We start from the raw sequence: 25981 nt of genomic DNA on the forward strand, positions 1-25981 counted from the left end.
TTTGTTATTTTAATCCCCTCAAAAACACCGAAACCAATGAGCACAAGAACCGAAGGCCTTTTATCCCTAAGGCCGGAAATAGAAGGCGCAGCTATTCATCCGCAGGCCTCTGCTGAAGAAATTTTCCAGAACAAAACCCTTCGCCCGGTTTTAAAACTACAAAACGAAGTACTTGCCGAGGCATTTATAAACTATGCAGTAAAGCAAAAAGGGCAGTTCTTTAGCCTTAGTACCGAAAAGAAACTACAATACATAGAAAACGCCATACACCGCGATATAAAGTTTAGGAACGCACTTAAAGGAATGGTTATAGGCATGTTTACATTAGACGAGTACAAAGAGTACATTACTAACTCATCTAACCTGAATAAACGTATGATGAACCTGCTTATAGAACGTCTGAAAGACCAGGTTCAAATCCTTGTGCAGGCATAATAAACAGGCTGTTTTACCCGTAAATTGTAGGTTTTCCGAGAAGTGTAGATATTACATCGTTTTAGTGAATTAATGTTTTTTAATATAATTCATTGCCGAATTAATAAAATGTTTTACCTTTACTATACAAAACAACAATTTGTTATGGCAGCAACAACTACCTTCCGTACCGGTCTGAATGATTTGGGCGGTAATCAAGAAATGAGCCATACATCCGGTAAATTTGATTTACCCTATGATGACCCAGCAATTGTTAATCCCGCAGAACTTGCATCATTTCCAAAAGTGGTAATGACAAGTAACAACCGTCATCCTGATCACGAAAGCCACTTGGTGAACAAACGTGTAACACCGGCCAGAGACGGAAGCAACATTGTAAAGACTTGGTAAACCAAGGGCTTTATTCAAAATTATTCAGCTAAAAAATACAACTACACAGGGGGAGCCGTACGAAAAACGCCACCGGTCTCAGGATCTCGGACAAAAGGGAACATACACACTGATTTTACTATTCCCTGAAATCAGCCGGCTATTCGCCGGCTCCTTTATTTTATTTATTAGTGAATTTCCCGTTGGCGAAATTGCCTGATTTCTTTAAGAATATCTACTTGTGTAAACAAAAAGTAAGAAACAATCATAATTGCTCCAAAATCAGGCAGCGACAAAAACAGAGCTATGCCTAAGTGGAAAAGAATACCTATGATAAACAACCATTTTTTAAACGGCCTAAACCATATAAGCAGTGCAAAACCTATTTCAAAAAGCATAACTGCCCAACTCATAATTAATGCTACCCAATGATTTGAAAACCAAGTTGGAATAAGCCATTGCTGCGCGTAGTACGGAAACTCCCACACACGTGACATAAAAGAGCCGTCTTGCCAAAAAGGAAGTATCATTTTACCTTGACTATTAACAAAATACAAAAGGCAAAAAGACACCTGAAGAGCAATCAATAAAACATTATTAACCATTTGTCTTACAGTACCTTTGTCTCCCCCCTCTCTTATAAAGATGAGTACGAAAGTAAAATAACGTAAAAGGATATCGCAATCATTAGTCGTAACAGTTATGAATTTAAAATACATGTAACAGAACGCAAATATTAAAACCGAAAGCCATGTACGTCTTTTAACAACAATACCCGCGCAAACCACGGCACACATTAAAAGCCAAAACATACTATAATAGTTGCTTGTAGGCGATATGTATAATATTTTAAGAGAATACGGCACCCTGCCTTTAAGTACCGGTAAAAATCTGTAAAAAGTATCCAGTTCAGGCCACAGGAAGAGCATTTTTAAAGCCAATATTGTGTATACCGATTTTCTAAACAATGCCACGCTTCGGTCGGGAAAGCTATAATGTTCTATAAAGTACTGACACCCGTCTAAAAATGAATTAATCCACTTTTTCATGGTGTATCTTTTATTGTTAACAATAATTTCATTTCTTTATGTGAAATAGTATCAGGTGCATAAAATGAAAATTCAACAGAATCAACCACCTTATTATTACTATGTGATTGTATAAAATGCTTTTTAAGCAACATAAAAATCCTTTTCTCCTCAATATTTTCTATGCGACCGGCCTTAACCTCATGATAAAGATTCCTGCTGATAGCCCCATCTAACCTGCAATGCTTTAACGCTCCATAATACCCTGTCTTGCTGTATGTTTCAAAGAGGCTATCCATAAGTTTTTCGCGTGCCTGCCATTTACCATCAGTATAATACCTATAGTAAATCGGGCTTTGCGTAAGACCTTTTTCACTCATAAACAAAACCATTATTCCGGAATTCAATTTAGCCTGTTTTACAGCAGGCCCTACATAAGGAATTCGTGAAAACCCAGGCACAACAGAATACACTAATATCGCTATAGCTAGTATCGGTATCATTAACGCCAATATTGTTATAAATCGTTTCATACACCACCAAACATACAAAAAACGGCGAGACTGCAAAATGATATCAATAAAAAATACCGGGCAAAAACCCGGTACTAAGATATTTTTTTAAAACGCATATTATTTACTAATATGCTTAAATACCAAAACTTCTTCAGCATCTTTAAACAGCACCAGCTTATCTTTGTCTACCCTGGCTGCATTTACACTATTCAGGGCATCCATATAGAGCTTTTCCCCTCCACCAGGGCAAAACATCCTGGTACTTACCATCTGGCTGATGTTAATACCACCATCTTCATTAAGGTTATAAGAGCCCCTGTAACCGTTACAGCCGTTGTTACCCGATATTTTAAGGTCGATACTAAAGTTAGCTACAGGAAGCTTATTAGAAAAACCGGCCTCTGCTGCAGCTTTCCCTTTAAAGGTTTCCAGCTCCCAGTTACCCGCAGTAAGTACATCGAGGTTACTACCTGCTTTGGTACTGCCACATGAAAATATTATAAAAGTGAATAGTGTAATACTCAGAAAAGTGAATAGCTTTTTCATAAGATAGTTGCTTAAATTGTTTCTTCAAAATTAAGTAAATATGAAAAGGCTTTCCTGTTAATTAGGAATATTTTAGCACTTACAACAACCCGTTATACTTCCTTGTAAACCATTCTACAGCCAGTGAAAGCGCCACAATAACCAGCAGCCACACCCAGTCTATAAGCGGTGATTTTTTAATCACTTCTTTCTGGGTAGCCTTATAAATATCATTATCCAATAATGATTTTATAAGCGCATCTGCGGTGGCAGGATAGTATACTGCACCATTAGTATTTTGCGCCAGCTGTTTCATGCGTGCCAGGTCGGGGTTTACAAATTGCTTTTCAATTTCGAAATCCAGCACTTCAAATTTGCCGGCATAAGTAGTATTAGAGGAAACTTCCTTAACCGTAAAAGTGTACTCCCCTGCTCCAAGGCCGTCAAGGTTTACTTTGTACTCATTACTACCTTTAAGGAAATCGTAGCTCTTGCTTGCACCGGTCTTTTTGTTTTTCAGCGAAAGCGTAAGACGGGCGTTCTCGTCAAACTCGTAGTTTTTATTAAAGTATTCGGCAGTAATGGTAATGGCCTCACCGCTGTTGTAAAAACTTTCGTGGTTTACTACAAGCGACTTGCGCTTAGAATTTGTGGTAAGGAACTGCACGGTTTTGTCTATAAAAATATCAAAACCGTCAAACGATTTGTTGGTAACATGGTATTCCATGCGCCATTTCCAGATGTTTTCGCCAAACAGCATAGCCGAACGCTTAGCCCCATTTTCGCTAAACACCATAATCGGGCTGCCCGTAGCCACATTGCGTATGCGCGATGTTAGTAATACCGAAGCATCTTCCTTTACCGTAATGGTACCAAACGGGTGCTGTAGCGGCGGAAAATCGGCGAAGCCAATATTATCTTGCGAGAACAGACCAAACTGGCTGTTATAATCGGCAAGGTAATCTTCGCGCTGGCCACTCATCCTGAAGTTAACCAAACTCTGGTTTTGGTTCAGCAGGTTAAAATCGGTACTGTTTCCGGTAATAATAAACGTATTGAGTCCGGCACTTTTATTTTGTTCGAAAAGCTGTCGGAATGAGGCATCGGGTTGGTATAGTATCAGCAGGTTATAATCGCCCAGTGATTTCACTTCCGATGGTTTCAGTATGGTTACCTTACGCTGCTGATTGGTTTCTATAGCGCGTTTTATGGCACCAAGGTCCGGGTGATTCACCGCAGCTACAAGGGCTATTTCGCTACGCTGGTCTATCACCTCAACAGCAAAGTTTTTTACATTGTTGTATTTATTCTTTTCCGCTTCGGGAGAAGAAATTACCGCTTTAAACGTCTGCACTCCCACCTTTTCGGCATTCAGCAATACATTGACCACCTGTGCCTTTTTATCGGGCGAAAAACTCACCGTTTGCTTGTGCAGCGTGCTGTTGCCCTGCATAATGCTGAAGGTGGCATTTACGGCCTTATTACCATTGTATTGCAGGAACACCTCAGCCGGGAATTTATTCTTCAGGAAAGCGTATTTGTTTACGTTTACCTGTCCTACCCTAAGATCGGTAAATGTGGTGGTATCGCCCAGTACTAAGGGATATACGGTGGTATTATCCTTAAAGCTGTAAATGTAGTCGTTGCCCAGGGTTTGGTTACCGTCGCTCAGCAGCACTACCGGATAGGTAGCATTACGGTACAGCTGTTGCAGATTTTGGGCAGCCTGGTCTATATGCGTTTGCTTCCCTTTAAAATCGGGTGTTTTTCCGGTTTCAAAGGCATCGTCAAAGGTGTACAGTTGCACATCGTATTTGTCCTTTAGCTGTTTATTGCCCGAAATCTTTTCTGCCAAAAGCCTTGCAATACTGTCTTGCCCCAGCTCTTTTATGGATTGCGAATTATCCAGCAGTACCGGCAGCGGGGTTTTGGCAATTTGCAGGTCTTTATGGCTTACCACAGGGTTTATAATCAGCACAAATATGGCAAACAACGTAACAAAACGCAAAAAGGCCAAAAAGAAGAGCGTTTTGTCCTTCTTTTTAGCCTTAAAAAGGTATTGATAAAACGATAAGCCAAATGCTGCCAGCGCAGCTACAATGAGTAGTAATACCGTTGTTGCAGTCATTTAGTAATATCGCTTATTTTAAAAATTTATTGTTTATGCAGTAATCATACCGCCATCCACGTTAAGTGTTTGTCCGGTGATGTAAGCAGACATGTCGCTGGCAAGGAAAATACAGGCATTGGCCACATCTTCAGGCGTACCACCGCGCTTAAGCGGAATGGCATCGGCCCAGCCTTTAACAATATTCTCATCCAGCTTAGCAGTCATTTCAGTTTGAATGAAACCAGGAGCTATGGCATTGCAACGGATGTTGCGCGAACCAAGCTCAAGTGCTATAGACTTGGTAAAGCCCAACATACCTGCCTTAGAAGCCGCGTAGTTACTCTGGCCTGCGTTACCCTGTACGCCTACCACCGAACTCATGTTGATGATAGAACCTTTGCGCTGTTTTAGCATAGGGCGTTGTACCGCTTTGGTCATATTGAAAACCGATTTAAGGTTTACCTCAATCACTTTATCAAAATCTGCTTCAGATATACGCATCAGCAGGTTGTCTTTAGTAATGCCCGCATTGTTTATAAGGATGTCTACGGTACCAAATTCTGCCACTACATCGTCTACAAGCTGTTGTGCCTGGTTAAAATCGGCTGCATCGCTCTGGTAGCCTTTGGCCTTAATACCGTACGCAGCAAGCTCTGCCTCAAGTGCCTGTGCAGCCTCTACAGACGCGCTGTAGGTAAAAGCCACGTTAGCGCCCTGCTGTGCAAATGACAGCGCTATACCACGGCCTATGCCACGGCTGGCGCCGGTAATGATAGCCGTTTTTCCTTCAAGTAATTTCATAAAATAATGTTTGTTTTATTTTTACAAAGCCACAAATATAATAAATGTTTTGGGCTAAGCCTGCAAAGACAAACGCATGATATGCGTTTTTAAAAAAATCAGCCACGAATTACACTAATTTCCACCAATTTTAAAAGACATTTTTTAGAAAGATATCCAAAAAAGCAAATCAACATCCGTTTAATTGGTGAAATTCGTGGCTGAAACTTTAGCTATATTTGTAACATAACGCAAACATCAATCCTTAAAACATGAGCACAAAAATCCTTGGCTTACGCACCGTGGGCTATAAAGTAACTGACATTGAAGCTGCAAAAGCTTGGTACACCAAAGCCTTTGAAACCGAACCATATTTTGACGAACCCTTTTACGTAGGCTTTAACATTGCAGGGTATGAACTTGGCCTGATGCCCGACGAAGCCGTAACGGGCGACAATGTTGTTACCTACTGGGGTGTGGAAGATATTGAAGCGGCATACAAACGCTTTATAGACCTTGGTGCGATAGCACACGAAGCCCCTCAAAACGTAGGCGGCGATATTGTAGTAGCTTCGGTTAAAGATGCCTGGGGAAATGTGATTGGGCTGATATACAACCCGCATTTTAAGTTGTAATAAACTACCTGAACCCGCCCTTAGGGCTTATTTCAAAATAATATTCCTTTTTGTCCTTACTGTCTATTGCTTTAAGGCAAATGGCCAGTTGCCCGTTTGGCAGCCACCCTCCCCTGTCTATATAATAGTTGCTGAGCTTAGCATCAAAATCCGGCTCGGGTTTTCCACTTTTCAGAAAATACACGGTAAAACCCGGTGGGCAATCGTCAAACATACGGAAGCAATCGTTTTGCTTTACAAAAAGCCATTTGCCATTAGTACTGATTACGGGTTCGTTTGCTATTTCATATTTTAAACCGTCGGATTTTTGTACCAGGAAATACTTTTGGTCTTCCCAAAGGTTTTGCTCCACACAGTAAAAACCGGTTTTTGGCTCCAGCCCAAGTAAAGAATAGCCGTAACTTTCGGTTTCGAACTTTGCGTCTGTGTATGCTTTAAACTGTACTATGTTTTCATTGTCGGCTTTTATTACAACCGAGCCGCTACTGTCAGCAGCAATTTTATGGAAAGATAACCCAGATAAGTTATCAGTACTATTTATTGCCTTAATAAACACTGATTCCCTTAGTGCGGTTCTAAGCTCTTTTTCAGCGGCATTAACCTCGGGTGTATTTATTTCCACCTTAACGGGTGATTCCTTTTTATCAGTACACGCACTGAATATCAGTACAGCGGCAAGCAAAATCAGTTTCTTCATGGTTATGGGTTTGTATTGCTAAAATACATATTTTAAAAACGCTGCCACCCTATACTACACTACAAAAAAGGGCAGCTTTACAGGCCGAAATGTATACAAAACGTTAAAAAAATATGCACGCATTGTAACGCGAAGGGATTTTATTACATCGAAAACGGATTTCATTACAATTTTACGTTTTGATTACTAAAATTTTATTAAAGGATAGTGTTTTTTATGAATGTGAACAGTAATTTTACGTCAAGAAAATAATCAATCATCAATTATAAAAGCAACTGAATCATGAAAATTAATAGCAACCCAATAAAAAGTAACGACATGAAACTGCTGAAATTTTTGCTCGCTGCCGTTGCCGGATTTGGGCTGGTAAAATTCTTTGGTTTTTTTACCGAAGATGAATTGGACGAAGAAAGGGAAGATATCTATGACGAAGAAGAATACCCTCTGTTTGTATAATGCCATCAGCTTAAACACCGAATATATGTAACGCACAAAGCACCCTTTTCCGGGTGCTTTTTTTTGTTTTGTACATTCTTGTCGCGTGTTCCATTTCGAGCGAAATGCAATGAAGCCGAGAAATCTCTACCATGTCATTGAGATGTCTCCTATCGTCGACATGAGATCACGCATAATTATCACCATTTTTAACATTATCTTTTTAAAAACCAAACACTTAACCCAATAAAAAGTTAAACTTTCCCCTCCTCTATCCTTTTTAAGACTTCATTAATACAGTGCCTTGTTTTCATTGGGTAACTTTATGGTATAGAAGTAACAAAATCATCACCATTAAAAGCTAATAATCATGGAAACGCAAAAAAATTATCCGAAAAATACCCCACGGGATTTTAACCATCATGCCGACCATGCCGGTACAAACCCAAACAGGTATAGCGACAAATCAATGAAACAATTTAAAAAAGAAGTAAAAAATAAAAAGTCAATAATCATGAATAACAAAAAAGTAATCATAGGAGTTGCAGCCGGAGTTGCAGCCCTTGCCGTAGCAGCCATTATCCTGAAACGTAAAGGTTACCTGGACGGGTTAACCGAAAAAGCAGAAGAACTTGGCGGAAAAATAAAAGATAAGTATGCCAGCTTTAAAGAAACAGCCGGCAAAAAACTGGACGAAGCAGTACAAAAAGGTACTGAAATAGCCGATAAAATGCACTCTAAAGCTGAGGCTGCTGCTAATACCTCGGCTTAAGCATAAAAATATTTGGGGTATGCCCCAACCATTTATATAAAAAGGTAATCCTTATACTAAAAGGGTTGCCTTTTTTATTTGTAAATTTAAAACAAAAACTATGAAAGCTTTTATAATCACCATTGCTGCCTTTGCTCTGCTTGTATTACCGGGCTGCGGTTCTAAGAATGCCACAGCAGTAAGGAGCATACCCGCTGCCGATATTAAAGGAAATGAAACCGCACAGGTAGCCAGTAATGCCGCCCCGCAAAAAAATGATACCGTGCGTATAGCAAACGACTCACTGGAGTATGAAGTAATAATTATAGATCCAGGGTTTAACAACTGGCTGTACAGCCGCGCCAAGCCACGTGGTTTTTATGGAGAACCGTACCTGCGCAACCATAACCTGCAATGGGTTAACGAATGGAACATGCGGGTAATGCAACCGCAGCGCTACGGAGACATGTACCAGATGCGTATAGACTATGATGGCCACACAAAATACGGATATGAAGTGAATTACCTTTTGTATAATTATTTAGTCTATTTCCAAATAAATAACAATCAAAGGCTCGGAGGGCTTGTGCCGAGAGACTAAATGCGGTATATTTGCGGTGTTAGCCGCCACAAATGGAAAAATTTAAACAACGATGGGGATTAAAACATAACTACCAGCTGGTAGTTATTTTTATTGTATTTGCCGTTACCGGTTCTACTTCTGCTTATGTGTCTAAACCCATACTGGCAGCAATGGGCATTACCAAAGATACCTGGCCGTTATGGGCATATTATCCTTTATACATAATTATTATTTTCCCGGCATACCAGGTAATACTCATGTTTTTTGGGTTTATATCCGGGCAGTTTAAGTTTTTCTGGATGTTTGAAAAGAAAATGCTCCGCAGCCTTGGCCTGGGTTTTATCCTGCCAAAGGAAAACGAGAAATAATGTTTCAGGATAGTAGTCTTCAGAGTGAAACTAAATCTGAAATCTAAATTCTGAAATCTTAAATACTACCTCCCTATAACCGTTTCTCTGTGCAACCTGCCCCACTCTTCCAGGGCACACATTACATTACCCAGTGTATAGCTATGCGCTGTCCAGCGGTACTCTACCGTAGGCGGAAAAGTGTCTAAAACCGTACGCTTAACCAGCTTATTCATCTCAAGATCTTTCAGTTCCTTGCTCAGCATTTTATCGGTAATACCACCTACCTCAGCCGAAAGCTCCTTAAAGCGCTTAGGGCCGCTGCTTAGCGCTACCATTATAGGCATTTTCCATTTACCGCTCAGGGCTTCCAGTGCGTCTTTTATAGGGCGCATAGATTCTTTGTGGCAGCGCACAAAAGGTTCCAGGATTATATCGGGTGATTCCATAGTGTAATTTTTAACGACACTATACAAAAGGGTAGCGCTACCCTAAAGCATAGTACTATATTTTGTATAGCAAATGTAGATAAGTTTGCAATGTAATAAAAACAATAGATAATAATTTTTTTAAAACATTGTAATATGATACTTGTAACAGCATCAACAGGGCAGCTTGGTACTGCCGTTGTAAACTACCTCCTTGAAAAAGTACCCGCAACTCAAATAGCCGTTTTGGCACGCGATGCACAAAAGGCACAGGCTTTTGCCGATAAAGGCATTAGCGTACGCATAGGCGACTATAAAAATTACGATTCGCTTGTGGCGGCTTTTCAGGGAGTGGAAAAAGTACTGCTTATATCATCTAATGATTTTGACGACCGTTTCGGACAGCATAAAAATGCCATAGACGTTGCTAAGGAAGCCGGGGTAAAACAAGTGGCTTATACCAGCATTGAGGCTAAAGACGCACACAATTCGGCAACCGAAATCATTGCCAAAGACCACGCCCTTACTGCAGATTACCTTAAAGCATCAGGACTTAGCTATGTATTGCTTAACGACAGCCTGTATGCCGATGTAGTGCCTATGTTTGTAGGCGAAAAAGTATTGGAAACCGGAATCTTCTTCCCTGCCGGAAACGGTAAAGTACCTTTTGCTACCCGTGAGGATATGGCGCTTGCTGCCGCTACGGTACTTGCTACCGAAGGCCACGACAATAAAGAATACGCTATAGCAAACAATGAAGAATACTCGTTAGCTGATGTAGCTGCTTATCTTACTGAAATTTCGGGCAAGGAAATAGCTTACGTTAGCCCGGATGAGGAAACATATAAAGCAGTACTTACCGAAGCCGGTGTACCCGAAATTTACATTTGGATGTTCTGCGTATTTGCAAAATCGATTAAAGAGCATGAATACGAAACCGGTAAGGCCGACCTTGAAGCGCTTATCGGCAGGAAGCCTACAACATTGAAAGACTATTTAACCGGGGTTTACGGCAAGTAAATCCATACCAGCCCCGAAGCAGTGCTTCGGGGTATTTTTTTATACCTGCTTCTTGTTTTTTATTCGGTCCAGAATAAGTTGCTTGGGACCTCCAATAACTTGGCTGCTATAAATACCCGTATGCCCGGAAAACAGATATGCCACAGCACAGGCCACCGCAAGGTATCCTGCGGCTTCGAGACCAAAAAGTTCTATCCCCATAAGCGTACAGGCTACAGGCGTATTTGTAGCTCCCGAAAATACGGCTACAAAACCCATCCCTGCCAGTAAAGCCAATGGCAATGGCACTACCATAAAAAGTGCACTGCCCAGTGTAGCTCCTATAAAAAATAACGGGGTAACCTCGCCTCCTTTAAAGCTGGCACCAAGAGTAAATGTGGTAAGCAACAGCTTAAGCAAAAAAGCATACGGCGGTTCGCTAACGCTGAATGATTCTACTATGGTAGGCACACCAAGCCCTATATATTTTGTAGTACTCAGCGCCCACACGGCAAGGGCTATTACTACCCCACCAATAACCGGACGCAGCGGAGGGTAACTAATGTGTTTTTTAAACTGTGCTCCAAAAAAATGTATTGCCTTACTGAATAGCAGTGCTGCAATGCCAAACAATATTCCGCACAGCAAGGTATACAACAATCCTTCGGTTGTAACATCTGGCACAAAAGGAATGCTGTAATGTGTGTGTCCTATGTTCCACAGTTCGCAGGCCCAGTCGGCTATATACGCCACGGCAAAACTCGGTAATAACGCTTTGTATCGTACCTTGCCTATCATCATTACCTCAACAGCAAATACGGCACCCGCCAGCGGTGTACCAAATACCGAGGCAAATCCGGCACTGATACCCATAATCAGCACCACCTTTCGGTCAGTATCCTCCAGGCGGAACCATTTGGTAAAACGGTCGGCAATAGCGCCGCCCATTTGCACTGCGGTACCTTCTCGTCCTGCTGAACCTCCAAAAAAGTGTGTAGCCAGTGTGCCGAACAGCACCAACGGCGCCATACGGAACGGGATGATTTTTTTAGGCGAATGCATTTCCTCAAGCAGCAGGTTGTTTCCTTTTACTACGCTTTCGCCAAAATAATGATAGGTAAGCCCTATGATAAATCCACCCAACGGCAGCAGGGCAATGAGCCACAGGTGGCTTTCCCTGTAATCAGTGGCCCAGTTAAGCGACCACAGGAAAAATGCAGAAGCGCACCCCACAAGTACACCAATGGGTACCGACAGCAACAGCCATTTCCAAAAGGAAATCAGGTGATGTTTTACGGGAGTGTCGGCAATGTTTTGTTGTTCTTTCATTATGTCTGGTTTACTAAAATACATCTACAACGGCATAAGCCGGTTAAGTAGACGCCATCAGCCTTTAAAGGCGGTTCGGGGCAGACATCATTGCCACATTTGTAGTACAAATATAGGGATTTTTTGATTTATCGTTACGTGATATTTTTTACTTAAATTGCAATAAAAGCGACACTATGAAACATACTTTACTCACCTCCTTAATTGCTTTAGGCTTATTTACAGCATCCTGCAAAAAAGAAAAAGAAGAAACTCCCGCACCCGATAGGCAAATCTCTAAAGCTGAATGGCTGTTAGGACGCTGGGAAAATCCATCCAAGGACGGGCTGTATGAGGAAACCTGGGTAAAAGCTAACGACTCTGTATTAAATGGAGCAAGCTATTACATATCTGGCAAGGACACTTTGTTCTCAGAAACTGTTGTGTTGGATGAGGTAGCCGGGAAAATGGCCTATACCGTTACTGTACCCGGACAAAACAACGAACAACCTGTGCGTTTTGACCTTACTAAAATTACCGATACCGAAATAGTGTTTGAAAACCCAAAACACGATTATCCCAACAAAATTGTATACACACAGGTAAAACCCGATTCGCTGGTAGCGGTTATTTACGGTACGCAAAAGGGTAAACCTGCCAGTGAAAACTTCCCGATGAAGAAGGTGAAGTAATACGTAATTGTTATAGATGAATTTGCTTCAAAGCTAATAAAAATCACCTTTCCGTAAAGAAATCCTTAGGATAGGCATTGTCTTTATTGTGCAGGAAGCTCTCATCGGTAAGTGTCTTTAAAAAGCTGATGAGGTTACGTTTATCATTCTCAGACAATACTATAGGCTTTTTTAGTCTGGGCGAAAGCGTTGTGCTTTTGTAAATCCCGTTAGTGTAATGAAACAGTACCATTTGCAGGTTGGCAAAACGTCCGTCATGCATATACGGATACGTCACTGCTACATTTCGTAGTGAAGGTACTTTAAACAATAACGAATCCTTTTCGCGGTGCGTTACCTTAATACGCCCGCCGTCTTTATAGATGCTGTCGGGTTGCAGACCATTGTTTTCAAAACCATTGTTTGTAAACAACGGTTCCTTGTGGCAGGAAGCACAATGTTGCTTAAACAATTCGTAGCCTTTGGTTTCGCTTTCAGTAAAAACCTGTTCGCTACGCATCACCTTATCGTACTTTGCATTTTGCGAAACCAGTGTCAGCATAAACTGCGACATCACTTTCAGTACCTGGGTACCTGTAACAATACTATCACCATATGCACGGTAAAAAGCCCCGCGGTACAGTTGCGATGCATTCAGTTTTTGCACCACATGTGTAATGGTTTCATCCATTTCGTCCTTGTTGTGTATGGGTGCCAGTGCCTGCGCATCTAGGTGGTGTACAGCGCCATCCCACATAAAGGTGGTACTCCATGCCAGGTTTTGCAGCGCAGGGGCGTTGCGGGTGCCTATACGGTCGTAAATGCCGTGGCTCACTTTATGGTCGGTATGCGTAAAGGCATTATAAGGCGAATGGCAACTGGCGCATGACACACTCCCATCTGCACTTAGCAGCGGGTCGTAGAACAGAGCGCGCCCAAGCAGTATCTTTTCTTTAGTGATGGGATTCCCCGAAAAATCGTAAGCAGGCTTAGGCCAATTCTTCGGTACCGGTACATAAACCTCATCATCAGGCAGTGTACCAAAGGCAACTGCCAGCAAACAAATCACGGCTATGTACAAAAGCTTCTTCATGGGATACGGAACATTTTTGCAGCTACATCAGATAGTTGTACACTTGCAGCTCCGGGCGACATTACCCTGCTTTTGGCACTGATATTAACCGCCTGAAAAAATGGTGCAACATCAACCGCTATAACCACGGCAGCGGTATTGGTAATAGCTACCTCAACAGATCTGCACGATACATTTGGCTTTAAAAACCCACCCAAATGATACTGGAAAGACTCGTGTTTAGCACCATATACTCCTTCCAGTTTCAGGTTGATGTAACCGCTTTGCCACGCCCAGTACATATCGTTAGCAGGGTCGAGGTCACCCTCTCCCACACCTTTATTATTAGTTGCTTCGTCTATGCCAAAATTAAAATGCACTGCATCAAACGCCAGCCCTTTTGGGATGTTTACCCGCCGTAATAACGACTCAGGTTTGGAAGCATCCAGAAGATAATAGCTATGGGCATCCGTATACACTTCTTTTCCTTTGCTCCAAAATGAAAGTTGCGACACATACAGCCGTAAGGTTTCTACCGATACCTCACCGTTAAGGGAAGTAACATAGCTTTTGCCCAGCTCTAATGGCTGTCCGTCAAAATAAAAACCGAAGTTAACAGACACACTACCCCGTTCCTGCCCGAGTAACGGACACGAAGCCAGTAAAAACAGGAATATGTGTAGCAATGATTTTGACACTATTTCATCATCATTTTTGTACTGTATACTTTATTGTTGTTTGTTACTTTAAGGATGAGCATTTCAATAGCAATACCTTGCAGCTCCACATATACCTGGTTACCGGTAATGGTTTTATTAAAAACACGCTTGCCATCGGGTGTATACAGTTCGATGAGCGTACTTCCCGAAACATCCGGCAGGCTAATGGTAAATCCACCCTGAAACGGGTTAGGATATGCCATAGTATTATTGATAGCCACTTGCCCTACACCCAATGCATCTGCGCAAACTGCATCAGACGGCACCGATATTACTGTCCCCATGGTAATATCTGCGGTATAGGGTTCCCCAAAATAGTGGATGCCTATGTAATATGGAAATTCGGGCGTACCCGCCTCATCTATGGTTACAAAGTAGGCATAGGTGCCTTCAGGATATTCAGGTGTTACGCAAAAGCGTCCGTTGTGCACATCCAGTGTACCGCCGTTTTCTGCCAGCCACTCATAGTCTTCTATATAGGTTCCTATGGGATAGGTAGCGTTTACCGCAGGGCCGTAATTGGCACTCGTGAGCGCAACGCCTCCCGGTAGTGTGGTACGTGTGGTGATATTGCGTAATGAGAATCCTGTTTTCATTCGAGTTACAGCGCTTGTGGCGTCCATCGGGTCGGTATAGCCGTAAGGCCCGTACACAGGGAAACCATCAAACGCATAGCCTACTATAGGCGAATGCACATCGGTTCCCGAAGCCTCATACAGGCGGTACGGCTTGGCATGGCTGTGATATGCGCCCTGTTGCTGCGGGTGTGCCCCAAGCGTGGCATCGAGCACAAAACCTTCTGATTTATAAACCTCTACATTCCAGGTACCCTGCCCCATACCGTTGTTATTAGTACCGTTATAATAGTGGGCATTGCTAAGCCCGTAAATAGGTACCCCGTTTGTAAGCATGCCTATAGCGCCTAATTTGGGTGAAACCACAGGCGTTGTAGCCTCAACAGGGCTTTTCGGGAAGGCAAAAGTATACCCCTGCGCGGCAGGTGCTCCCGGATTAAGGAACTGCCCCATTTCGGTGGTCATACCCTCCGATTGTACGTATACATACGCATCGTTTTGGCACACCGCCGTAACGTTTGCCGGGGTTGTAGTGGTATAGAATACAAACGATGGGTTTGTGGGATTACCATTGGTATTTTGCCAGTAGCTCGCATATTCGCCCTGGTTCATAATCCAGCTATCGGTAAGTGGCTGTGCCAATGCTACTGTGCCACACAATAACATAAGAAGGGTAACGGTTAGTTTCATGCCTATAATTTGTTTTATACAGGTTTAGACGAGCAGTTTAACAAATTCCTTCGCAGCATTGCATCATTTTTTTGAATACATTAGCACTTTATTTGTACCCATGCAACTGATAACCGACCTTGATTATAAAAAGAAAGATTATACCGATAATCCGCTTACAAAAGCGGAGTACGATAACTGCACCTTTACCGGATGTAATTTTGAAAATGCCAACCTTAGCGGTATTGTATTCAGCCAGTGTACTTTTATAAGTTGTAACATGGGTAATGCACAAATAGGCGGCAGCGCTTTTAAGGAATGTGAATTTAAGGAATGTAAGCTGCTGGGACTTAACTTCAGTGGGTGCGACCCTTTCCTGTTTAGCGTGAGTTTTGACCACTGCCCTATGGATTTGGCATCGTTTTATAAAATGAAACTGAAGGGCACCAAGTTTATTCATTGCGACCTTTCGGAAGCTGATTTTACCGAAGCCGACCTTACGGGGGCTTGTTTTGACCACTGCAATCTGGAAAACGCTGTATTTGACCGTACCGTACTGGAAAAAGCCGACCTGCGCAGTGCCTATAACTTTGCCATTTGCCCGGAGAGCAATCGTATTAAGAAAGCCCGCTTTAGCCGCGATAATATTGAAGGCTTACTGCACAAGTATAAGATAGATATAGAGTAAACCTCTTTTATAAGGCGAAATGCAATACCTTTGCCGCGTAATTTATCCAACAGAAAATGCGCTCTAAATATTATGCCGCAGCCATAACCGCCTTCGCTATCTGGGGCATGTTTAGTTTTGTGCTGCGCCCACTGCACGACTATCCATCTCAAGACATATTGTTTTACCGCATATTTACATGTGTAGCACTTATGCTGCCGCTTAACCTGCTGTTTCGCAGGAGGCAACTTAAAGATACGCTGCAGTATTTTAAGGCCATGGAAAAAGCGGAGCAAAAGAACATTTTATGGCTTACACTCATCAGTTCGCTAATGCTCGTGGCTAACTGGTTTACCTTTATATTTGTAATGAACCATATTAGCGTAAAGGCTGCATCGCTGGCCTATATGCTGTGCCCCATACTTACCACCGTACTGGCATTTTTTATACTGCGCGAAAAGCTGGTTAAAATGCAATGGGGCGCCGTGCTTATTAGTGTAGCCGGATGTGCTCTGCTGTCTATAGGCAGTTATTCCGACCTGTTTTACAGCTTGCTTGTAGCGGGCTCGTATGCGCTGTACCTGGTATTACAAAAGAAATTTACAGGGTTTGACAGGTTTGTGCTGCTCAGTACACAAATTACACTTACAGGGATTATGCTACTGCCCTTCTATTTTGTGTATAGCGGCACTGTGCCACAGGAACCTAAGTTTTACGGCTACATAAGCCTTATTGCCGTGGGCTTTACCATTTTCCCGATGTTCCTGAACCTGTTTGCGCTAAAGGGCATTAAGTCCTCTACGCTGGGCATACTTATGTACCTAAACCCACTTATAGGTTTCGGGCTTTCAGCATTTTATTATAATGAAGCCATTACTCCCATACAATTGGTTTCGTATGCGCTTATAGTGGTTTCTATAATTGTTTTTAATGTGGGGAATTATTCCGGCAACAAGAATTAGTATTTCCCCGTAGAGACGCATTGAATGCGTCTCACATTACAATATTGATTTTTACCAACTTGTATCCTTTGTGGTAAAAAAATATCTCACAAAGATTCACCTATATATAAATGAATAAAAAGAGAAAACCCCACCCGGAGAGGGCAGGGTTTTCAAAAACCAACCAACCAATTATTAACCTTTCGAAGGCCAATATTATTTTTGATGTCCGCCACTCATCATGGCAGGATCTATTTGTATCTGTAATCCCTGTGCAATTCCCATGCCAAGACTTATATCTGCCCTGAACCAATGGCATAATTGACGGTTTATAATTTCATTTCGTTTAGGGCCTGCAATACCGCTCATGGCACCTACTATATTGTGTATTGTATTGCGCTTGGCTTCATCATCCATTAACCTGAACAGGTTACCCGGCTGGGTGTAATGGTCGTTTTCGCCCTCGGCATTGCGGTCGTACCAGTCGGCCACCAGGCTGTCCAGTTCCCATGCCGGCTCTTTATAGCTTTGGTCTACAACCACATTGTCAAAGCTGTTCGGGAAATAGTTTGGCGTGCTTCCACCATTTCCGTCTACCCTCATTTGTCCGTCGCGCTGGTAGTTGCGTACTGCAAACGGACAACGGTTTACCGGTATCTGTTCGTAGTTAGCCCCCAGGCGGTAACGATGCGCATCGGGGTAGCTTAGCAATCTGCCTTGCAGCATCTTATCGGGGCTGTAGCCAATACCGTCTATAACGTGAGCCGGAGCAAAAGCCGATTGTTCTACATCGGCAAAGTAATTGTCCGGGTTACGGTTCAGCTCTATCTCACCCACATCAATCAGCGGATAATCAGCGTGTGGCCATACCTTGGTAAGGTCAAACGGATTAATGTTGTATGTTTTAGATTCTGCCTCAGGCATCACCTGTATTTTCATACTCCACTTAGGGAAATTGCCGTTCTGTATATTCTCAAACAAATCGCGTTGTGCAAAATCCATATCTTTCGACTTCATTTCGGCAGCTTCGGCATCGGTAAAATTCTTAATACCCTGTGCTGTTAAAAAATGGAACTTTACATAAAACCTTTCATTGTCTTTATTGATAAAGCTAAACGTATGGCTGCCAAAACCGTGCATGTGGCGGTAGCCGTACGGTGTACCCCTGTCGCTCATCAGGATAATTACCTGGTGCAGGCTCTCAGGGTTAAGTGACCAAAAGTCCCACATCATGGTGGGCGACTTCAGGTTCGTCTGTGGGTCGCGTTTTTGGGTATGGATAAAGTCGCTAAACTTCTTGGGATCTTTTATAAAGAATACAGGAGTGTTATTCCCTACAAGGTCCCAGTTGCCATCTTCGGTATAAAACTTCAGTGCAAATCCACGCGGGTCACGCTCACTGTCTGCCGAACCCTTTTCGCCACCAACCGTACTAAAGCGAAGGAACATAGGTGTCTGCTTACCAACTTCGCCAAAAATCTTAGCACGCGTATACTTTGTAATATCATGTGTTACCGTAAATGTTCCGTAGGCTCCCGAACCTTTAGCATGCACTACCCTTTCCGGTATGCGTTCGCGGTTAAAGTGCGCCATTTTTTCGTGCAGTATATAATCCTGCAGTAATATAGGGCCACGCGGGCCTACGGTTTGAGAGTCCTCATGTTCTGTGTAAGGCCTGCCCGATGCAGTAGTAAGTTTTTCCTGTGCCATAATTTATACGATTGATTATTGTTTAAAACCTATACAAATGTACCAACCAATAGATTTTGATTATTAAACCTCCTATTGATTATACTTATAACACCATTGCCAAACCTCTAACCAATTTAGTAAAATATTGACAAACAAACAACTAAACTACTATACAAAATTTCAAAAGAACGATATGTCGTGAATTCACATGTCAAAGTAACGGTATACTCCACTAATATGGTGGGTTAAATGCGGAGTATGGTAAATTTTATGAGGTAAAGCCCCTCTTTAGGGTACGGTTTTTGGTTTACCTTTGAAAATACAAATTATAATTATGAAGAAAATACTGTTGCCGGCTCTTTTTGTAATAGCCATTTCGGGTGTAACGCATGCACAGGTAAAGAATTTATTGACCAAAGCCAAAGAAAAAGTAAGCGCCGCCACCGGTACCTCATCGCTTAGTAATACTGATATCGCCTCGGCACTGAAAGAAGCACTGAACAAAGGTGTAAGCGAGCAGGTAACCAAACTTACCGCTGTAGATGGCTTTTATAAAAACCAGGCAGTAAAGATATTAATGCCCGAAGAACTGCAGATGGTAGATAAAAAACTGCGCCAGATAGGTATGGGCAGCCTGGCCGACGAAGGTATTAAGCTACTGAACCGCGCTGCCGAAGATGCCGTAAAGGAATCGACACCTATATTTGTAAATGCCATTACAAACATGTCGTTTACCGATGCAAAAAATATACTTATGGGTGCCGACAATTCGGCCACAACCTACCTGCAAAATACCACCACTACCCCACTATACGGAAAATTTAGCCCGGTGGTAAAAAACTCGCTGGATGAGGTGGGCGCAACTGAGGTATGGAAAAAGATTATTACAAAATACAACAGCCTGCCACTGGTAACAAAGGTAAACCCCGACCTTACAGACTACACTACCAATAAAGCCCTGGAAGGTGTTTTTAAAATGATAGCCGTAGAAGAAAAAGACATAAGAAACGACATAAATTCTCGTACGAGCGATTTGCTTAAAAAGGTTTTTGCCCTTCAGGACAGCAAGTAATTAAGGATATATTAAAACACAAAGCCCTTCGATTTTATTTGAAGGGCTTTGTGTTTTAAAAAGTTCCGGTAATGCCTATGGTATTATACCCCGCCTGGAAATTCCAGGATATTTTTTTATGGTGCGGATCGGCCAGCCTGTCCTGCTCATAACGCTTGTTCAGTTTAAGGTAATGATCTGCCGACTCTACACAGATGATGCTTAGCCCTGCCCCTACAACCACATCGGTAAGCCAGTGAGCATTATCCCACATGCGCGACATAGGTGTTATAAGACCAATACTTAATATACCCGCCTTAGCCCAAGGATTAGAAAACTCCTTAGAAATGGCATATACTACAGTAGTAGAAAGTATGGTATGCCCCGACGGAAAAGAGTGGTAGCCCTGTTGCTTACTAAACGGATCAAACGATAGGTTACCTTCATCCATTCCCGGGCGGGCACGCCCTACTGCTTTTTTTAAAACCGTTTGCATTACACCCGCTGTTGTAGCCGCAGAAAGTATTAATACACTGGTGCGCCTTATCTTTTCGTTCTTGGTAATAAGCCCCGCCGCAAACACGCCAAGGCTAAAAGTATAGTTATACTGGGGTTTACCCATGTACCACCCCGCTTTGTGCCAGCCTTCAGGTACGCGTTCGCCCTGCTCACGGAAATAACGCGCCACATCTTCATCGGCCATTAATAAAAGCGCCGAACCGCCTATAAATGCCCCGGCAGTAATAAAATCTTTTTTTTCCCAACGTGCAGGCCCGGTAGCAGTAAACAATATACTATGGTAAATACTCCCCATGTCATACGCAAAACGATGCCCGAAACTTCCGTTTTCAGGAGCTTCAGCCACGGTATCGGCAACTATCTCGGCAACAGCTACCTCTGTGCTATCTGTAGTAACCTGAGCATATAGGGGAGACAGCAAAGCACTGACTAAAAGTACTGTATACGTTATAAAATTTTTGTCTATCTTCATGGGGAGAAGCCGTTAATGGTTTTGTTTACGCAAAGATAACATAATGGTTACAGCACCTGCATTGAACAAGGACAATATTTTGGCAGAAATTTATCACAATGTTTGCTTTTTGTTTTCGTAAAAAGCCTTTCTTTTATGGTTTAAAATTCACACTTAAATGAAAAAACTGATTATACCTGTAGCTGCATTGTGCTTAACATTATCAGGCTGTGCCGAATTACAGCAGGTAGCCCAGCAACTACCACAAAGTGTAGGCGTTACTAATGCCGATATTGCATCGGGATTACGTGAGGCCCTGGACAAAGGCATAGAAAAACAGGTGAGCAAGCTTACTGCTACAGACGGATTCTACAAAAACCAGATGGTAAAAATATTACTGCCCGAAGAACTACAAAAGGTAGACAGCGGCCTGAGGAAGGTGGGACTGGGCAGCCTTGCCGACGAAGGACTGAAAGTACTGAACCGCGCCGCCGAAGATGCTGTAAAGGAAGCTACCCCCATATTTGTGTCGGCGGTAAAAAACATGACGTTTAACGATGCCCGAAACATTTTGCTGGGCAACGAAAGTGCCGCTACTTCTTATTTACAAACCACCACTACTACACAACTGTACGCTAAGTTTAACCCGGTTATAAAATCGTCTTTCAGTAAAGTGGGAGCCGATACAGTTTGGGCAAACATCATTACAAAATACAATGCCCTGCCCCTGGTAAAGAAGGTAAACCCTGACTTAACCGATTACACGACCAATAAAGCACTGGAGGGCGTGTTTAAAATGATAGCTGTAGAAGAGAAGGAAATACGTACAAATATTTCTGAGCGTAGTTCTACCTTATTGCAGCGTGTATTTGCTCTTCAGGACAACAAAAGCTAAACCATTGCACAGCAACAACATATAACATAACCTTAACATTTTTTCGGCAGTTTTTTAAGTAATTTGCTGTATAATAAAATGGTTTTCTCACATTTGGTTAGGGTTAGTTAGAAAAATGCCGCTCCGGAAAGTTGCGGCATTTTTTATGTTTGCAGCGCACATTTACAATCTGCTTCACGTTCATAGCGTGCATATTACAGAATTCTCACCACAATACTTGTTTTATCACGATTTTATTATCAAAAAATATTTTGATAATTGCTATACTTTGTTACATTTGTTAAAAAATTGTGCAGGATGAAAAAGTCGCTTATTGCCTTGTGCTTGTTGACTTATGCGGTAGGATTTAGCCAGGAATGGCACACCACCCTCGACGCTGCAAAGAAAGAAGCAGCAGCCACCAACAAAAAGATTTTACTCGTTTTCTCAGGCCCCGGATGGTGCGCTAACTGTATGCGCCTTGATGAACTGTTGTGGGCCAGTGACACCTTTAAGGCCGAAGCCGAAAAGAAGTGGGTATTGCTGCGTGCCGACTTCCCTCAGAAGAAAGGCATGCCCGAACCCTTTAACGTAAATGCTGAAAATGTAATCCTTGCGGAAAAGTACAACCGCGATGGCTTTTTCCCGTTTGTAGTGCTGCTGGATAAAAACGGAGCTAAGCTAGACAAGCAGGGCTATGAAGACCTGGACACTGCCGAGGAGTATGTATCGATGCTGGAGAAAATGGGGAGGTAAGACTGTTGAGAAAGATTGATTCTGAAATGACTTTTGGTTTATCCTAAGAACTCAATTGACGGTATTTGAAACAGTTTTTTCTTTACCTGGTACAAACCAAAATATTGCAACACCTAATAATAATAGCACAAAACTGTTTATTAACAGTTTAACAAACAGAATACTTGATATATTTCCAGGCAGTAAGAAGATAAATTTCACATAATTCCACCCAAGGAAATCGTAGAAAAGAAAAAAATACCCAATAATAAGTATTGGGATTATATTTAACCAATGGATTTTCTTTTTGCGAGCAATGATAAATGAAATGCAAACAGCCACTATAAAGCCAAAGAATCTACTAAGGCCTGTTATCATAAGAAAGTAGCTTAAATGCATATCGTCTATATCAGCTATACTAAAATACGATTCTCCCTCAGTAATATAACCTTTAACCAGACTTACGTCATAAAGTAAAGACGCAGTAGCAAAAGCGTGGATAAAAAACCAAGCCGCCACCAAGTGAAATATGATAAATTTAAAGTTAACAGTTTTCAAGTAGCCTTTATATTTGTTATTCCAAATATAAACAATAGTTACACCGGCTCAGTAGTCCTTTCCTGTAATTCTTTAAAATACCCAAAAGCCTTTACTATGCGGCTGCCGTACCAACTGAACATTTCGCCATCGGCAAAAACAGTCTTGGCGTGGTGCGTAAAACGGCCCAGTTCAAAGGCATCTTCGTCCTTAAACGGATAGGGTTCGCTTGGCAGGAAAATCACCTGAGGGTCGCCCTGTATGCGCATTTTCTGTGCTATAACTTCGGGGTAACGCTCTTCGCGTGCTTCGTAAATATTGCTAAAGTGGTTCAGTTGCAGCATTTCATCTATAAACGTACCTTTTCCCGCCACCATATACGGCTCCTTCCAGATAAAATATGCCGAACGCTGCCACGGCCTGCCCTCCATAAATTTGGCAAAATCGGCACGGGCGTGCTCTATTTTGTCTACAAGGTGCTGCGACTGGGTTCGTACTGCAAACAGCTTACCAAACTCGGCTATTACGTGCAGGGCATCATTTATGGTATTAATATCGGTAACATACACCGGGGCTATGCCTTGCAGGCTCTCTACAATCTCCTGGGTATTCTCCTCTTTGTTGGCAATGATAATATCCGGTTGCAGCAGGCGAATCTTTTCGATATGCACTTTTTTTGTACCCCCTATCTTCTCTTTAGTAGATTTAAGGTGGTACGGGTGTACACAAAACTTGGTTATCCCCACTATGCGGTCTTCCAGCCCCAGGTCGAACAATAATTCAGTTAACGACGGCACCAGCGACACAATGCGCACAGGTGGTTTTTCTACTGAGATAGTATTACCAAGTTGATCTGTATATATTTTCACTTCAGGTTACTTAAGGGTAAACAAAAATTAAGAGTTGTATTTAAGCGCTTTCAGTCTTGAGCCTACCAATATTTCTGCCATTTCCTGTTGCATTGCAAGGGCTTCGGCGCGGGCTTTTTCTACAAAATCCTCACCATTTGAAGCATAAATGATACCACGCGAAGAGTTAACCAACAGACCTACTTTTTCGGTCATACCGTACTTACACACATCTTGCAGGCTGCCTCCCTGTGCGCCTACTCCAGGCACCAGGATAAAACTATCCGGAATAATCTGGCGTATTTCGGTAAAGTACTCGGCTTTGGTTGCGCCCACTACGTACATAAGGTTGTGGCTGTTTTTATACGTTTTACTGGTTTCCAGTACGGTTTTGTACAGTTCTTTACCACCTGCGTCTTTGGTCTGGAAATCAAAGGCACCTTCGTTACTGGTCAGCGCCAGCAGTATGGTAAACTTATCCTCTACTGCAAGGAATGGTTCTACGCTGTCCTTACCCATGTACGGAGCTACGGTAATACTGTCAAAATCCATATCCTGAAGGAATGCCTTGGCATACATGGCGCTGGTATTGCCTATATCGCCACGCTTTGCATCGGCTATGGTAAAAATTTCAGGGTGGTTTTCATTGATGTAAGCAATGGTTTTTTCAAGCGCCTGCCAGCCTTTAAGTCCGTATGCTTCAAAGAAAGCAGTGTTCGGCTTATACGCCACACAAAGATCGTGCGTAGCATCGATGATTGCTTTACAAAACTCAAAAATCGGGTCTTCGGTTTGTAGCAGGTGTTGGGGTATCTTGGTAAGATCCACATCCAGCCCTACACTCAGGAACGATTTCTTCTCAATAATCTGGTTATAAAGTTGTTCAGTAGTCATAATGTTGTGTTGTTGCGTTAGCGGTGCAAAAGTACGTTTTTTTGTCCCCCAAACAATTAAAAAAAAATCCGGCCCTGTTACAGGCCGGAAGTTTCAAAAAAATACACATCAATTTAAAGTGCCATTATTTACCTCTTTTAATAACTTTTATGATTCTGTGATCATTATTCTCAGAAGTATACTGAAGCAGGTATACACCTTCTTCACATTTGGTTAGGTCTATATTATTTACACCCGGTGTTATCCTGATGGTAGCTACTGTTTTCCCTACAAGGTCAAACGCTGTAATACTACCGTAATTATTAGCTTTTATGCTAAAAATACCTGTTGAAGGGTTTGGATAAACCTCCAGTTTGTTATCCCTTACAATTGTTTCTGTAGATAGTGATGCTACCTCAAAGCAATCACTTTGCACCTCACAACCATTATACGTAACTACTACCGAATAGCTTCCTACAGCTGTTACTGTATATTGCTGAGAAGTAGCTCCTTCAATAAGGGTATAAGTACCGCCTGTTTCACAGGTATACCATTGATAACCCGCTTCGGCCTGACCTACCGTAAGTACATCAGATTCGCTGGTAATTGAAGTATCAATGGCATCCGGCTCTGTTATGGTAACCATAGCTGTACCCATACAGTTGTTTGCATCCGTTACCGTTACTGTATAGGTACCTGCAGCTACGTTATTTATATTATCTTCTGTAGCACCGTTGCTCCAGCTGTAAGTATAAGGCTCAACACCACCGCTAACACCAGCATAAGAAGCTCCTGAAGCTGTACCATTACAAGGAACGTTAGTTACTGATGCAATCCAAACGTTTAGTGCAGTAGGCTCTGTAATAGTTACCTCAGCTGTACCGCTACAGTTGTTAGCATCGGTTACCGTTACTGTGTAAGTTCCGGCAGCTACGTTGTCAATATGATCTTCTGTAGCACCGTTGCTCCAGCTGTAAGTATAAGGTTCAACACCACCGCTAACACCAGCATAAGAAGCTCCGGTTGATGAACCGTTACAAGGAACGTTAGTTACTGATGCAATCCAAACGTTTAGTGCTGTAGGCTCTGTTATGATTACTTCGACCATAGCTGTACAGCCGTTGGCATCGGTTACTGTTACT

31 protein-coding genes and 1 riboswitch are annotated in these 25981 nt (G+C 42.3%); of the genes, 14 read left to right on the top strand and 17 right to left on the bottom strand.

Going from position 1 to position 25981, the window contains the following annotated elements:
• The first annotated feature begins 36 nt into the window (after positions 1 to 36).
• Positions 37 to 435, top strand: a complete 399-nt coding sequence (locus ACLI1A_RS18835) for a glyoxalase (protein ID WP_411410247.1) — start codon at positions 37 to 39, stop codon at positions 433 to 435.
• 144 nt (positions 436 to 579) lie between these two features.
• On the top strand, positions 580 to 825 hold the full coding sequence (locus tag ACLI1A_RS18840; RefSeq protein ID WP_411410248.1) for a hypothetical protein: 246 nt from the start codon (positions 580 to 582) through the stop codon (positions 823 to 825).
• Between the two features lie 167 nt (positions 826 to 992).
• Here the strand turns inward: ACLI1A_RS18840 and ACLI1A_RS18845 are convergent, their stop codons facing one another.
• From ACLI1A_RS18845 to fabG, 5 genes are all read right to left on the bottom strand, one after another.
• Positions 993 to 1853, bottom strand: coding sequence for a hypothetical protein (locus tag ACLI1A_RS18845; RefSeq protein WP_411410249.1), 861 nt, complete (start codon positions 1851 to 1853; stop codon positions 993 to 995).
• Positions 1850 to 2335 carry a hypothetical protein gene (locus ACLI1A_RS18850; protein ID WP_411410250.1) on the bottom strand — a complete coding sequence of 162 codons (486 nt, stop codon included), beginning with the start codon at positions 2333 to 2335 and terminating at the stop codon, positions 1850 to 1852. Before ACLI1A_RS18850 ends, ACLI1A_RS18845 begins: the two co-directional genes overlap by 4 nt.
• Positions 2336 to 2464: 129 nt before the next feature.
• Positions 2465 to 2893: an META domain-containing protein gene (locus tag ACLI1A_RS18855; protein ID WP_411410251.1), complete on the bottom strand. Its 429-nt coding sequence runs from the start codon at positions 2891 to 2893 to the stop codon at positions 2465 to 2467.
• 79 nt (positions 2894 to 2972) lie between these two features.
• Positions 2973 to 5000 (bottom strand): hypothetical protein, encoded by a 2028-nt coding sequence (locus ACLI1A_RS18860; protein ID WP_411410252.1) that lies wholly within the window; start codon positions 4998 to 5000, stop codon positions 2973 to 2975.
• 33 nt (positions 5001 to 5033) lie between these two features.
• Positions 5034 to 5783 carry a 3-oxoacyl-[acyl-carrier-protein] reductase gene (gene fabG, locus ACLI1A_RS18865; RefSeq protein ID WP_411410253.1) on the bottom strand — a complete coding sequence of 250 codons (750 nt, stop codon included), beginning with the start codon at positions 5781 to 5783 and terminating at the stop codon, positions 5034 to 5036.
• Between the two features lie 251 nt (positions 5784 to 6034).
• On the opposite strand from fabG, the gene ACLI1A_RS18870 reads away from it, so the two are divergent.
• On the top strand, positions 6035 to 6397 hold the full coding sequence (locus ACLI1A_RS18870) for a VOC family protein (RefSeq protein ID WP_411410254.1): 363 nt from the start codon (positions 6035 to 6037) through the stop codon (positions 6395 to 6397).
• Between the two features lie 4 nt (positions 6398 to 6401).
• Here the strand turns inward: ACLI1A_RS18870 and ACLI1A_RS18875 are convergent, their stop codons facing one another.
• Positions 6402 to 7094, bottom strand: a complete 693-nt coding sequence (locus ACLI1A_RS18875) for a hypothetical protein (protein ID WP_411410255.1) — start codon at positions 7092 to 7094, stop codon at positions 6402 to 6404.
• Positions 7095 to 7376: 282 nt separating this feature from the next.
• Between ACLI1A_RS18875 and ACLI1A_RS18880 the strand changes: the two genes are divergently transcribed.
• The 4 genes from ACLI1A_RS18880 (at position 7377) to ACLI1A_RS18895 (ending at position 9231) form a co-directional block, all read left to right on the top strand.
• Complete coding sequence (locus ACLI1A_RS18880; RefSeq protein ID WP_411410256.1) at positions 7377 to 7550, top strand: hypothetical protein; 174 nt, start codon at positions 7377 to 7379, stop codon at positions 7548 to 7550.
• Between the two features lie 349 nt (positions 7551 to 7899).
• On the top strand, positions 7900 to 8301 hold the full coding sequence (locus ACLI1A_RS18885) for a hypothetical protein (RefSeq protein ID WP_411410257.1): 402 nt from the start codon (positions 7900 to 7902) through the stop codon (positions 8299 to 8301).
• A 100-nt stretch (positions 8302 to 8401) separates the two neighbouring features.
• The gene (locus ACLI1A_RS18890; RefSeq protein WP_411410258.1) at positions 8402 to 8881 is read left to right on the top strand and encodes a DUF6146 family protein; all 480 of its coding nucleotides are present in this window, start codon (positions 8402 to 8404) and stop codon (positions 8879 to 8881) included.
• A gap of 32 nt (positions 8882 to 8913) precedes the next feature.
• Positions 8914 to 9231 carry a DUF6787 family protein gene (locus ACLI1A_RS18895; protein ID WP_411410259.1) on the top strand — a complete coding sequence of 106 codons (318 nt, stop codon included), beginning with the start codon at positions 8914 to 8916 and terminating at the stop codon, positions 9229 to 9231.
• 65 nt (positions 9232 to 9296) lie between these two features.
• Here ACLI1A_RS18895 and ACLI1A_RS18900 read toward each other — a convergent pair whose 3' ends face one another.
• Positions 9297 to 9659, bottom strand: coding sequence for a winged helix-turn-helix transcriptional regulator (locus ACLI1A_RS18900; protein WP_411410260.1), 363 nt, complete (start codon positions 9657 to 9659; stop codon positions 9297 to 9299).
• A gap of 135 nt (positions 9660 to 9794) precedes the next feature.
• Between ACLI1A_RS18900 and ACLI1A_RS18905 the strand changes: the two genes are divergently transcribed.
• A complete protein-coding gene (locus tag ACLI1A_RS18905; protein WP_411410261.1) occupies positions 9795 to 10658 on the top strand; it encodes an SDR family oxidoreductase in 864 nt (287 codons plus the stop codon).
• Positions 10659 to 10697: 39 nt separating this feature from the next.
• On the opposite strand, the gene ACLI1A_RS18910 is transcribed toward ACLI1A_RS18905, so the two are convergent.
• Positions 10698 to 11966 (bottom strand): voltage-gated chloride channel family protein, encoded by a 1269-nt coding sequence (locus ACLI1A_RS18910; protein WP_411410262.1) that lies wholly within the window; start codon positions 11964 to 11966, stop codon positions 10698 to 10700.
• A gap of 41 nt (positions 11967 to 12007) precedes the next feature.
• Positions 12008 to 12070, bottom strand: a riboswitch (Fluoride riboswitch).
• Positions 12071 to 12142: 72 nt separating this feature from the next.
• Here ACLI1A_RS18910 and ACLI1A_RS18915 point away from each other — a divergent pair.
• Positions 12143 to 12637 carry a DUF6265 family protein gene (locus tag ACLI1A_RS18915; RefSeq protein ID WP_411410263.1) on the top strand — a complete coding sequence of 165 codons (495 nt, stop codon included), beginning with the start codon at positions 12143 to 12145 and terminating at the stop codon, positions 12635 to 12637.
• 43 nt (positions 12638 to 12680) lie between these two features.
• Here ACLI1A_RS18915 and ACLI1A_RS18920 read toward each other — a convergent pair whose 3' ends face one another.
• From ACLI1A_RS18920 to ACLI1A_RS18930, 3 genes are read right to left on the bottom strand one after another with little or no spacing between them, the layout of a single operon-like run.
• Positions 12681 to 13709: a cytochrome-c peroxidase gene (locus ACLI1A_RS18920; RefSeq protein ID WP_411410264.1), complete on the bottom strand. Its 1029-nt coding sequence runs from the start codon at positions 13707 to 13709 to the stop codon at positions 12681 to 12683.
• Positions 13706 to 14386 (bottom strand): MbnP family protein, encoded by a 681-nt coding sequence (locus ACLI1A_RS18925; RefSeq protein ID WP_411410265.1) that lies wholly within the window; start codon positions 14384 to 14386, stop codon positions 13706 to 13708. The genes ACLI1A_RS18920 and ACLI1A_RS18925 overlap by 4 nt, the downstream gene beginning before the upstream one ends.
• Positions 14386 to 15672, bottom strand: coding sequence for a YHYH protein (locus ACLI1A_RS18930; protein ID WP_411410266.1), 1287 nt, complete (start codon positions 15670 to 15672; stop codon positions 14386 to 14388). The genes ACLI1A_RS18925 and ACLI1A_RS18930 overlap by 1 nt, the downstream gene beginning before the upstream one ends.
• 100 nt (positions 15673 to 15772) lie before the next feature.
• Here ACLI1A_RS18930 and ACLI1A_RS18935 point away from each other — a divergent pair, with 100 nt between their 5' ends.
• Positions 15773 to 16339, top strand: a complete 567-nt coding sequence (locus tag ACLI1A_RS18935; protein WP_411410267.1) for a pentapeptide repeat-containing protein — start codon at positions 15773 to 15775, stop codon at positions 16337 to 16339.
• 56 nt (positions 16340 to 16395) lie between these two features.
• The gene (locus ACLI1A_RS18940) at positions 16396 to 17280 is read left to right on the top strand and encodes an EamA family transporter (RefSeq protein ID WP_411410268.1); all 885 of its coding nucleotides are present in this window, start codon (positions 16396 to 16398) and stop codon (positions 17278 to 17280) included.
• 195 nt (positions 17281 to 17475) lie between these two features.
• On the opposite strand, the gene ACLI1A_RS18945 is transcribed toward ACLI1A_RS18940, so the two are convergent.
• A complete protein-coding gene (locus ACLI1A_RS18945) occupies positions 17476 to 18969 on the bottom strand; it encodes a catalase (RefSeq protein WP_411410269.1) in 1494 nt (497 codons plus the stop codon).
• Positions 18970 to 19285: 316 nt separating this feature from the next.
• Between ACLI1A_RS18945 and ACLI1A_RS18950 the strand changes: the two genes are divergently transcribed.
• Positions 19286 to 20023: a DUF4197 domain-containing protein gene (locus ACLI1A_RS18950; RefSeq protein ID WP_411410270.1), complete on the top strand. Its 738-nt coding sequence runs from the start codon at positions 19286 to 19288 to the stop codon at positions 20021 to 20023.
• 55 nt (positions 20024 to 20078) lie between these two features.
• Here ACLI1A_RS18950 and ACLI1A_RS18955 read toward each other — a convergent pair whose 3' ends face one another.
• Positions 20079 to 20993 carry a phosphatase PAP2 family protein gene (locus tag ACLI1A_RS18955; protein ID WP_411410271.1) on the bottom strand — a complete coding sequence of 305 codons (915 nt, stop codon included), beginning with the start codon at positions 20991 to 20993 and terminating at the stop codon, positions 20079 to 20081.
• 157 nt (positions 20994 to 21150) lie between these two features.
• On the opposite strand from ACLI1A_RS18955, the gene ACLI1A_RS18960 reads away from it, so the two are divergent.
• Positions 21151 to 21867 (top strand): DUF4197 domain-containing protein, encoded by a 717-nt coding sequence (locus tag ACLI1A_RS18960; RefSeq protein WP_411410272.1) that lies wholly within the window; start codon positions 21151 to 21153, stop codon positions 21865 to 21867.
• A gap of 297 nt (positions 21868 to 22164) precedes the next feature.
• Positions 22165 to 22602, top strand: coding sequence for a thioredoxin family protein (locus tag ACLI1A_RS18965; RefSeq protein ID WP_411410273.1), 438 nt, complete (start codon positions 22165 to 22167; stop codon positions 22600 to 22602).
• A 51-nt stretch (positions 22603 to 22653) separates the two neighbouring features.
• On the opposite strand, the gene ACLI1A_RS18970 is transcribed toward ACLI1A_RS18965, so the two are convergent.
• The 4 genes from ACLI1A_RS18970 to ACLI1A_RS18985 all read right to left on the bottom strand — a co-directional run.
• On the bottom strand, positions 22654 to 23139 hold the full coding sequence (locus ACLI1A_RS18970; protein ID WP_411410274.1) for a hypothetical protein: 486 nt from the start codon (positions 23137 to 23139) through the stop codon (positions 22654 to 22656).
• Positions 23140 to 23177: 38 nt separating this feature from the next.
• On the bottom strand, positions 23178 to 23987 hold the full coding sequence (locus ACLI1A_RS18975) for an ABC transporter substrate-binding protein (RefSeq protein ID WP_411410275.1): 810 nt from the start codon (positions 23985 to 23987) through the stop codon (positions 23178 to 23180).
• A 27-nt stretch (positions 23988 to 24014) separates the two neighbouring features.
• Entirely contained in the window at positions 24015 to 24860 is an 846-nt protein-coding gene (pyrF, locus tag ACLI1A_RS18980) for an orotidine-5'-phosphate decarboxylase (protein ID WP_411410276.1), read from the bottom strand.
• 124 nt (positions 24861 to 24984) lie between these two features.
• A partial coding sequence (locus ACLI1A_RS18985) for a T9SS type A sorting domain-containing protein (protein WP_411410277.1) occupies positions 24985 to 25981 on the bottom strand: 997 nt, incomplete at its 5' end.

This window comes from Flavobacterium sp. RHBU_3, assembly GCF_046613565.1.
In the GTDB taxonomy this organism is placed as follows: domain Bacteria; phylum Bacteroidota; class Bacteroidia; order Flavobacteriales; family Flavobacteriaceae; genus Flavobacterium.

What these genes read in the sequence shown, in the direction of transcription:
- ACLI1A_RS18835 (WP_411410247.1), top strand. Translation starts at nt 37, where the DNA reads ATGAGCACAAGAACCGAAGGCCTTTTATCCCTAAGGCCGGAAATAGAA.
- ACLI1A_RS18840 (WP_411410248.1), top strand. Translation starts at nt 580, where the DNA reads ATGGCAGCAACAACTACCTTCCGTACCGGTCTGAATGATTTGGGCGGT.
- ACLI1A_RS18845 (WP_411410249.1), bottom strand. Translation starts at nt 1,853, where the DNA reads ATGAAAAAGTGGATTAATTCATTTTTAGACGGGTGTCAGTACTTTATA.
- ACLI1A_RS18850 (WP_411410250.1), bottom strand. Translation starts at nt 2,335, where the DNA reads ATGATACCGATACTAGCTATAGCGATATTAGTGTATTCTGTTGTGCCT.
- ACLI1A_RS18855 (WP_411410251.1), bottom strand. Translation starts at nt 2,893, where the DNA reads ATGAAAAAGCTATTCACTTTTCTGAGTATTACACTATTCACTTTTATA.
- ACLI1A_RS18860 (WP_411410252.1), bottom strand. Translation starts at nt 5,000, where the DNA reads ATGACTGCAACAACGGTATTACTACTCATTGTAGCTGCGCTGGCAGCA.
- fabG (WP_411410253.1), bottom strand. Translation starts at nt 5,783, where the DNA reads ATGAAATTACTTGAAGGAAAAACGGCTATCATTACCGGCGCCAGCCGT.
- ACLI1A_RS18870 (WP_411410254.1), top strand. Translation starts at nt 6,035, where the DNA reads ATGAGCACAAAAATCCTTGGCTTACGCACCGTGGGCTATAAAGTAACT.
- ACLI1A_RS18875 (WP_411410255.1), bottom strand. Translation starts at nt 7,094, where the DNA reads ATGAAGAAACTGATTTTGCTTGCCGCTGTACTGATATTCAGTGCGTGT.
- ACLI1A_RS18880 (WP_411410256.1), top strand. Translation starts at nt 7,377, where the DNA reads ATGAAAATTAATAGCAACCCAATAAAAAGTAACGACATGAAACTGCTG.
- ACLI1A_RS18885 (WP_411410257.1), top strand. Translation starts at nt 7,900, where the DNA reads ATGGAAACGCAAAAAAATTATCCGAAAAATACCCCACGGGATTTTAAC.
- ACLI1A_RS18890 (WP_411410258.1), top strand. Translation starts at nt 8,402, where the DNA reads ATGAAAGCTTTTATAATCACCATTGCTGCCTTTGCTCTGCTTGTATTA.
- ACLI1A_RS18895 (WP_411410259.1), top strand. Translation starts at nt 8,914, where the DNA reads ATGGAAAAATTTAAACAACGATGGGGATTAAAACATAACTACCAGCTG.
- ACLI1A_RS18900 (WP_411410260.1), bottom strand. Translation starts at nt 9,659, where the DNA reads ATGGAATCACCCGATATAATCCTGGAACCTTTTGTGCGCTGCCACAAA.
- ACLI1A_RS18905 (WP_411410261.1), top strand. Translation starts at nt 9,795, where the DNA reads ATGATACTTGTAACAGCATCAACAGGGCAGCTTGGTACTGCCGTTGTA.
- ACLI1A_RS18910 (WP_411410262.1), bottom strand. Translation starts at nt 11,966, where the DNA reads ATGAAAGAACAACAAAACATTGCCGACACTCCCGTAAAACATCACCTG.
- ACLI1A_RS18915 (WP_411410263.1), top strand. Translation starts at nt 12,143, where the DNA reads ATGAAACATACTTTACTCACCTCCTTAATTGCTTTAGGCTTATTTACA.
- ACLI1A_RS18920 (WP_411410264.1), bottom strand. Translation starts at nt 13,709, where the DNA reads ATGAAGAAGCTTTTGTACATAGCCGTGATTTGTTTGCTGGCAGTTGCC.
- ACLI1A_RS18930 (WP_411410266.1), bottom strand. Translation starts at nt 15,672, where the DNA reads ATGAAACTAACCGTTACCCTTCTTATGTTATTGTGTGGCACAGTAGCA.
- ACLI1A_RS18935 (WP_411410267.1), top strand. Translation starts at nt 15,773, where the DNA reads ATGCAACTGATAACCGACCTTGATTATAAAAAGAAAGATTATACCGAT.
- ACLI1A_RS18940 (WP_411410268.1), top strand. Translation starts at nt 16,396, where the DNA reads ATGCGCTCTAAATATTATGCCGCAGCCATAACCGCCTTCGCTATCTGG.
- ACLI1A_RS18945 (WP_411410269.1), bottom strand. Translation starts at nt 18,969, where the DNA reads ATGGCACAGGAAAAACTTACTACTGCATCGGGCAGGCCTTACACAGAA.
- ACLI1A_RS18950 (WP_411410270.1), top strand. Translation starts at nt 19,286, where the DNA reads ATGAAGAAAATACTGTTGCCGGCTCTTTTTGTAATAGCCATTTCGGGT.
- ACLI1A_RS18955 (WP_411410271.1), bottom strand. Translation starts at nt 20,993, where the DNA reads ATGAAGATAGACAAAAATTTTATAACGTATACAGTACTTTTAGTCAGT.
- ACLI1A_RS18960 (WP_411410272.1), top strand. Translation starts at nt 21,151, where the DNA reads ATGAAAAAACTGATTATACCTGTAGCTGCATTGTGCTTAACATTATCA.
- ACLI1A_RS18965 (WP_411410273.1), top strand. Translation starts at nt 22,165, where the DNA reads ATGAAAAAGTCGCTTATTGCCTTGTGCTTGTTGACTTATGCGGTAGGA.
- pyrF (WP_411410276.1), bottom strand. Translation starts at nt 24,860, where the DNA reads ATGACTACTGAACAACTTTATAACCAGATTATTGAGAAGAAATCGTTC.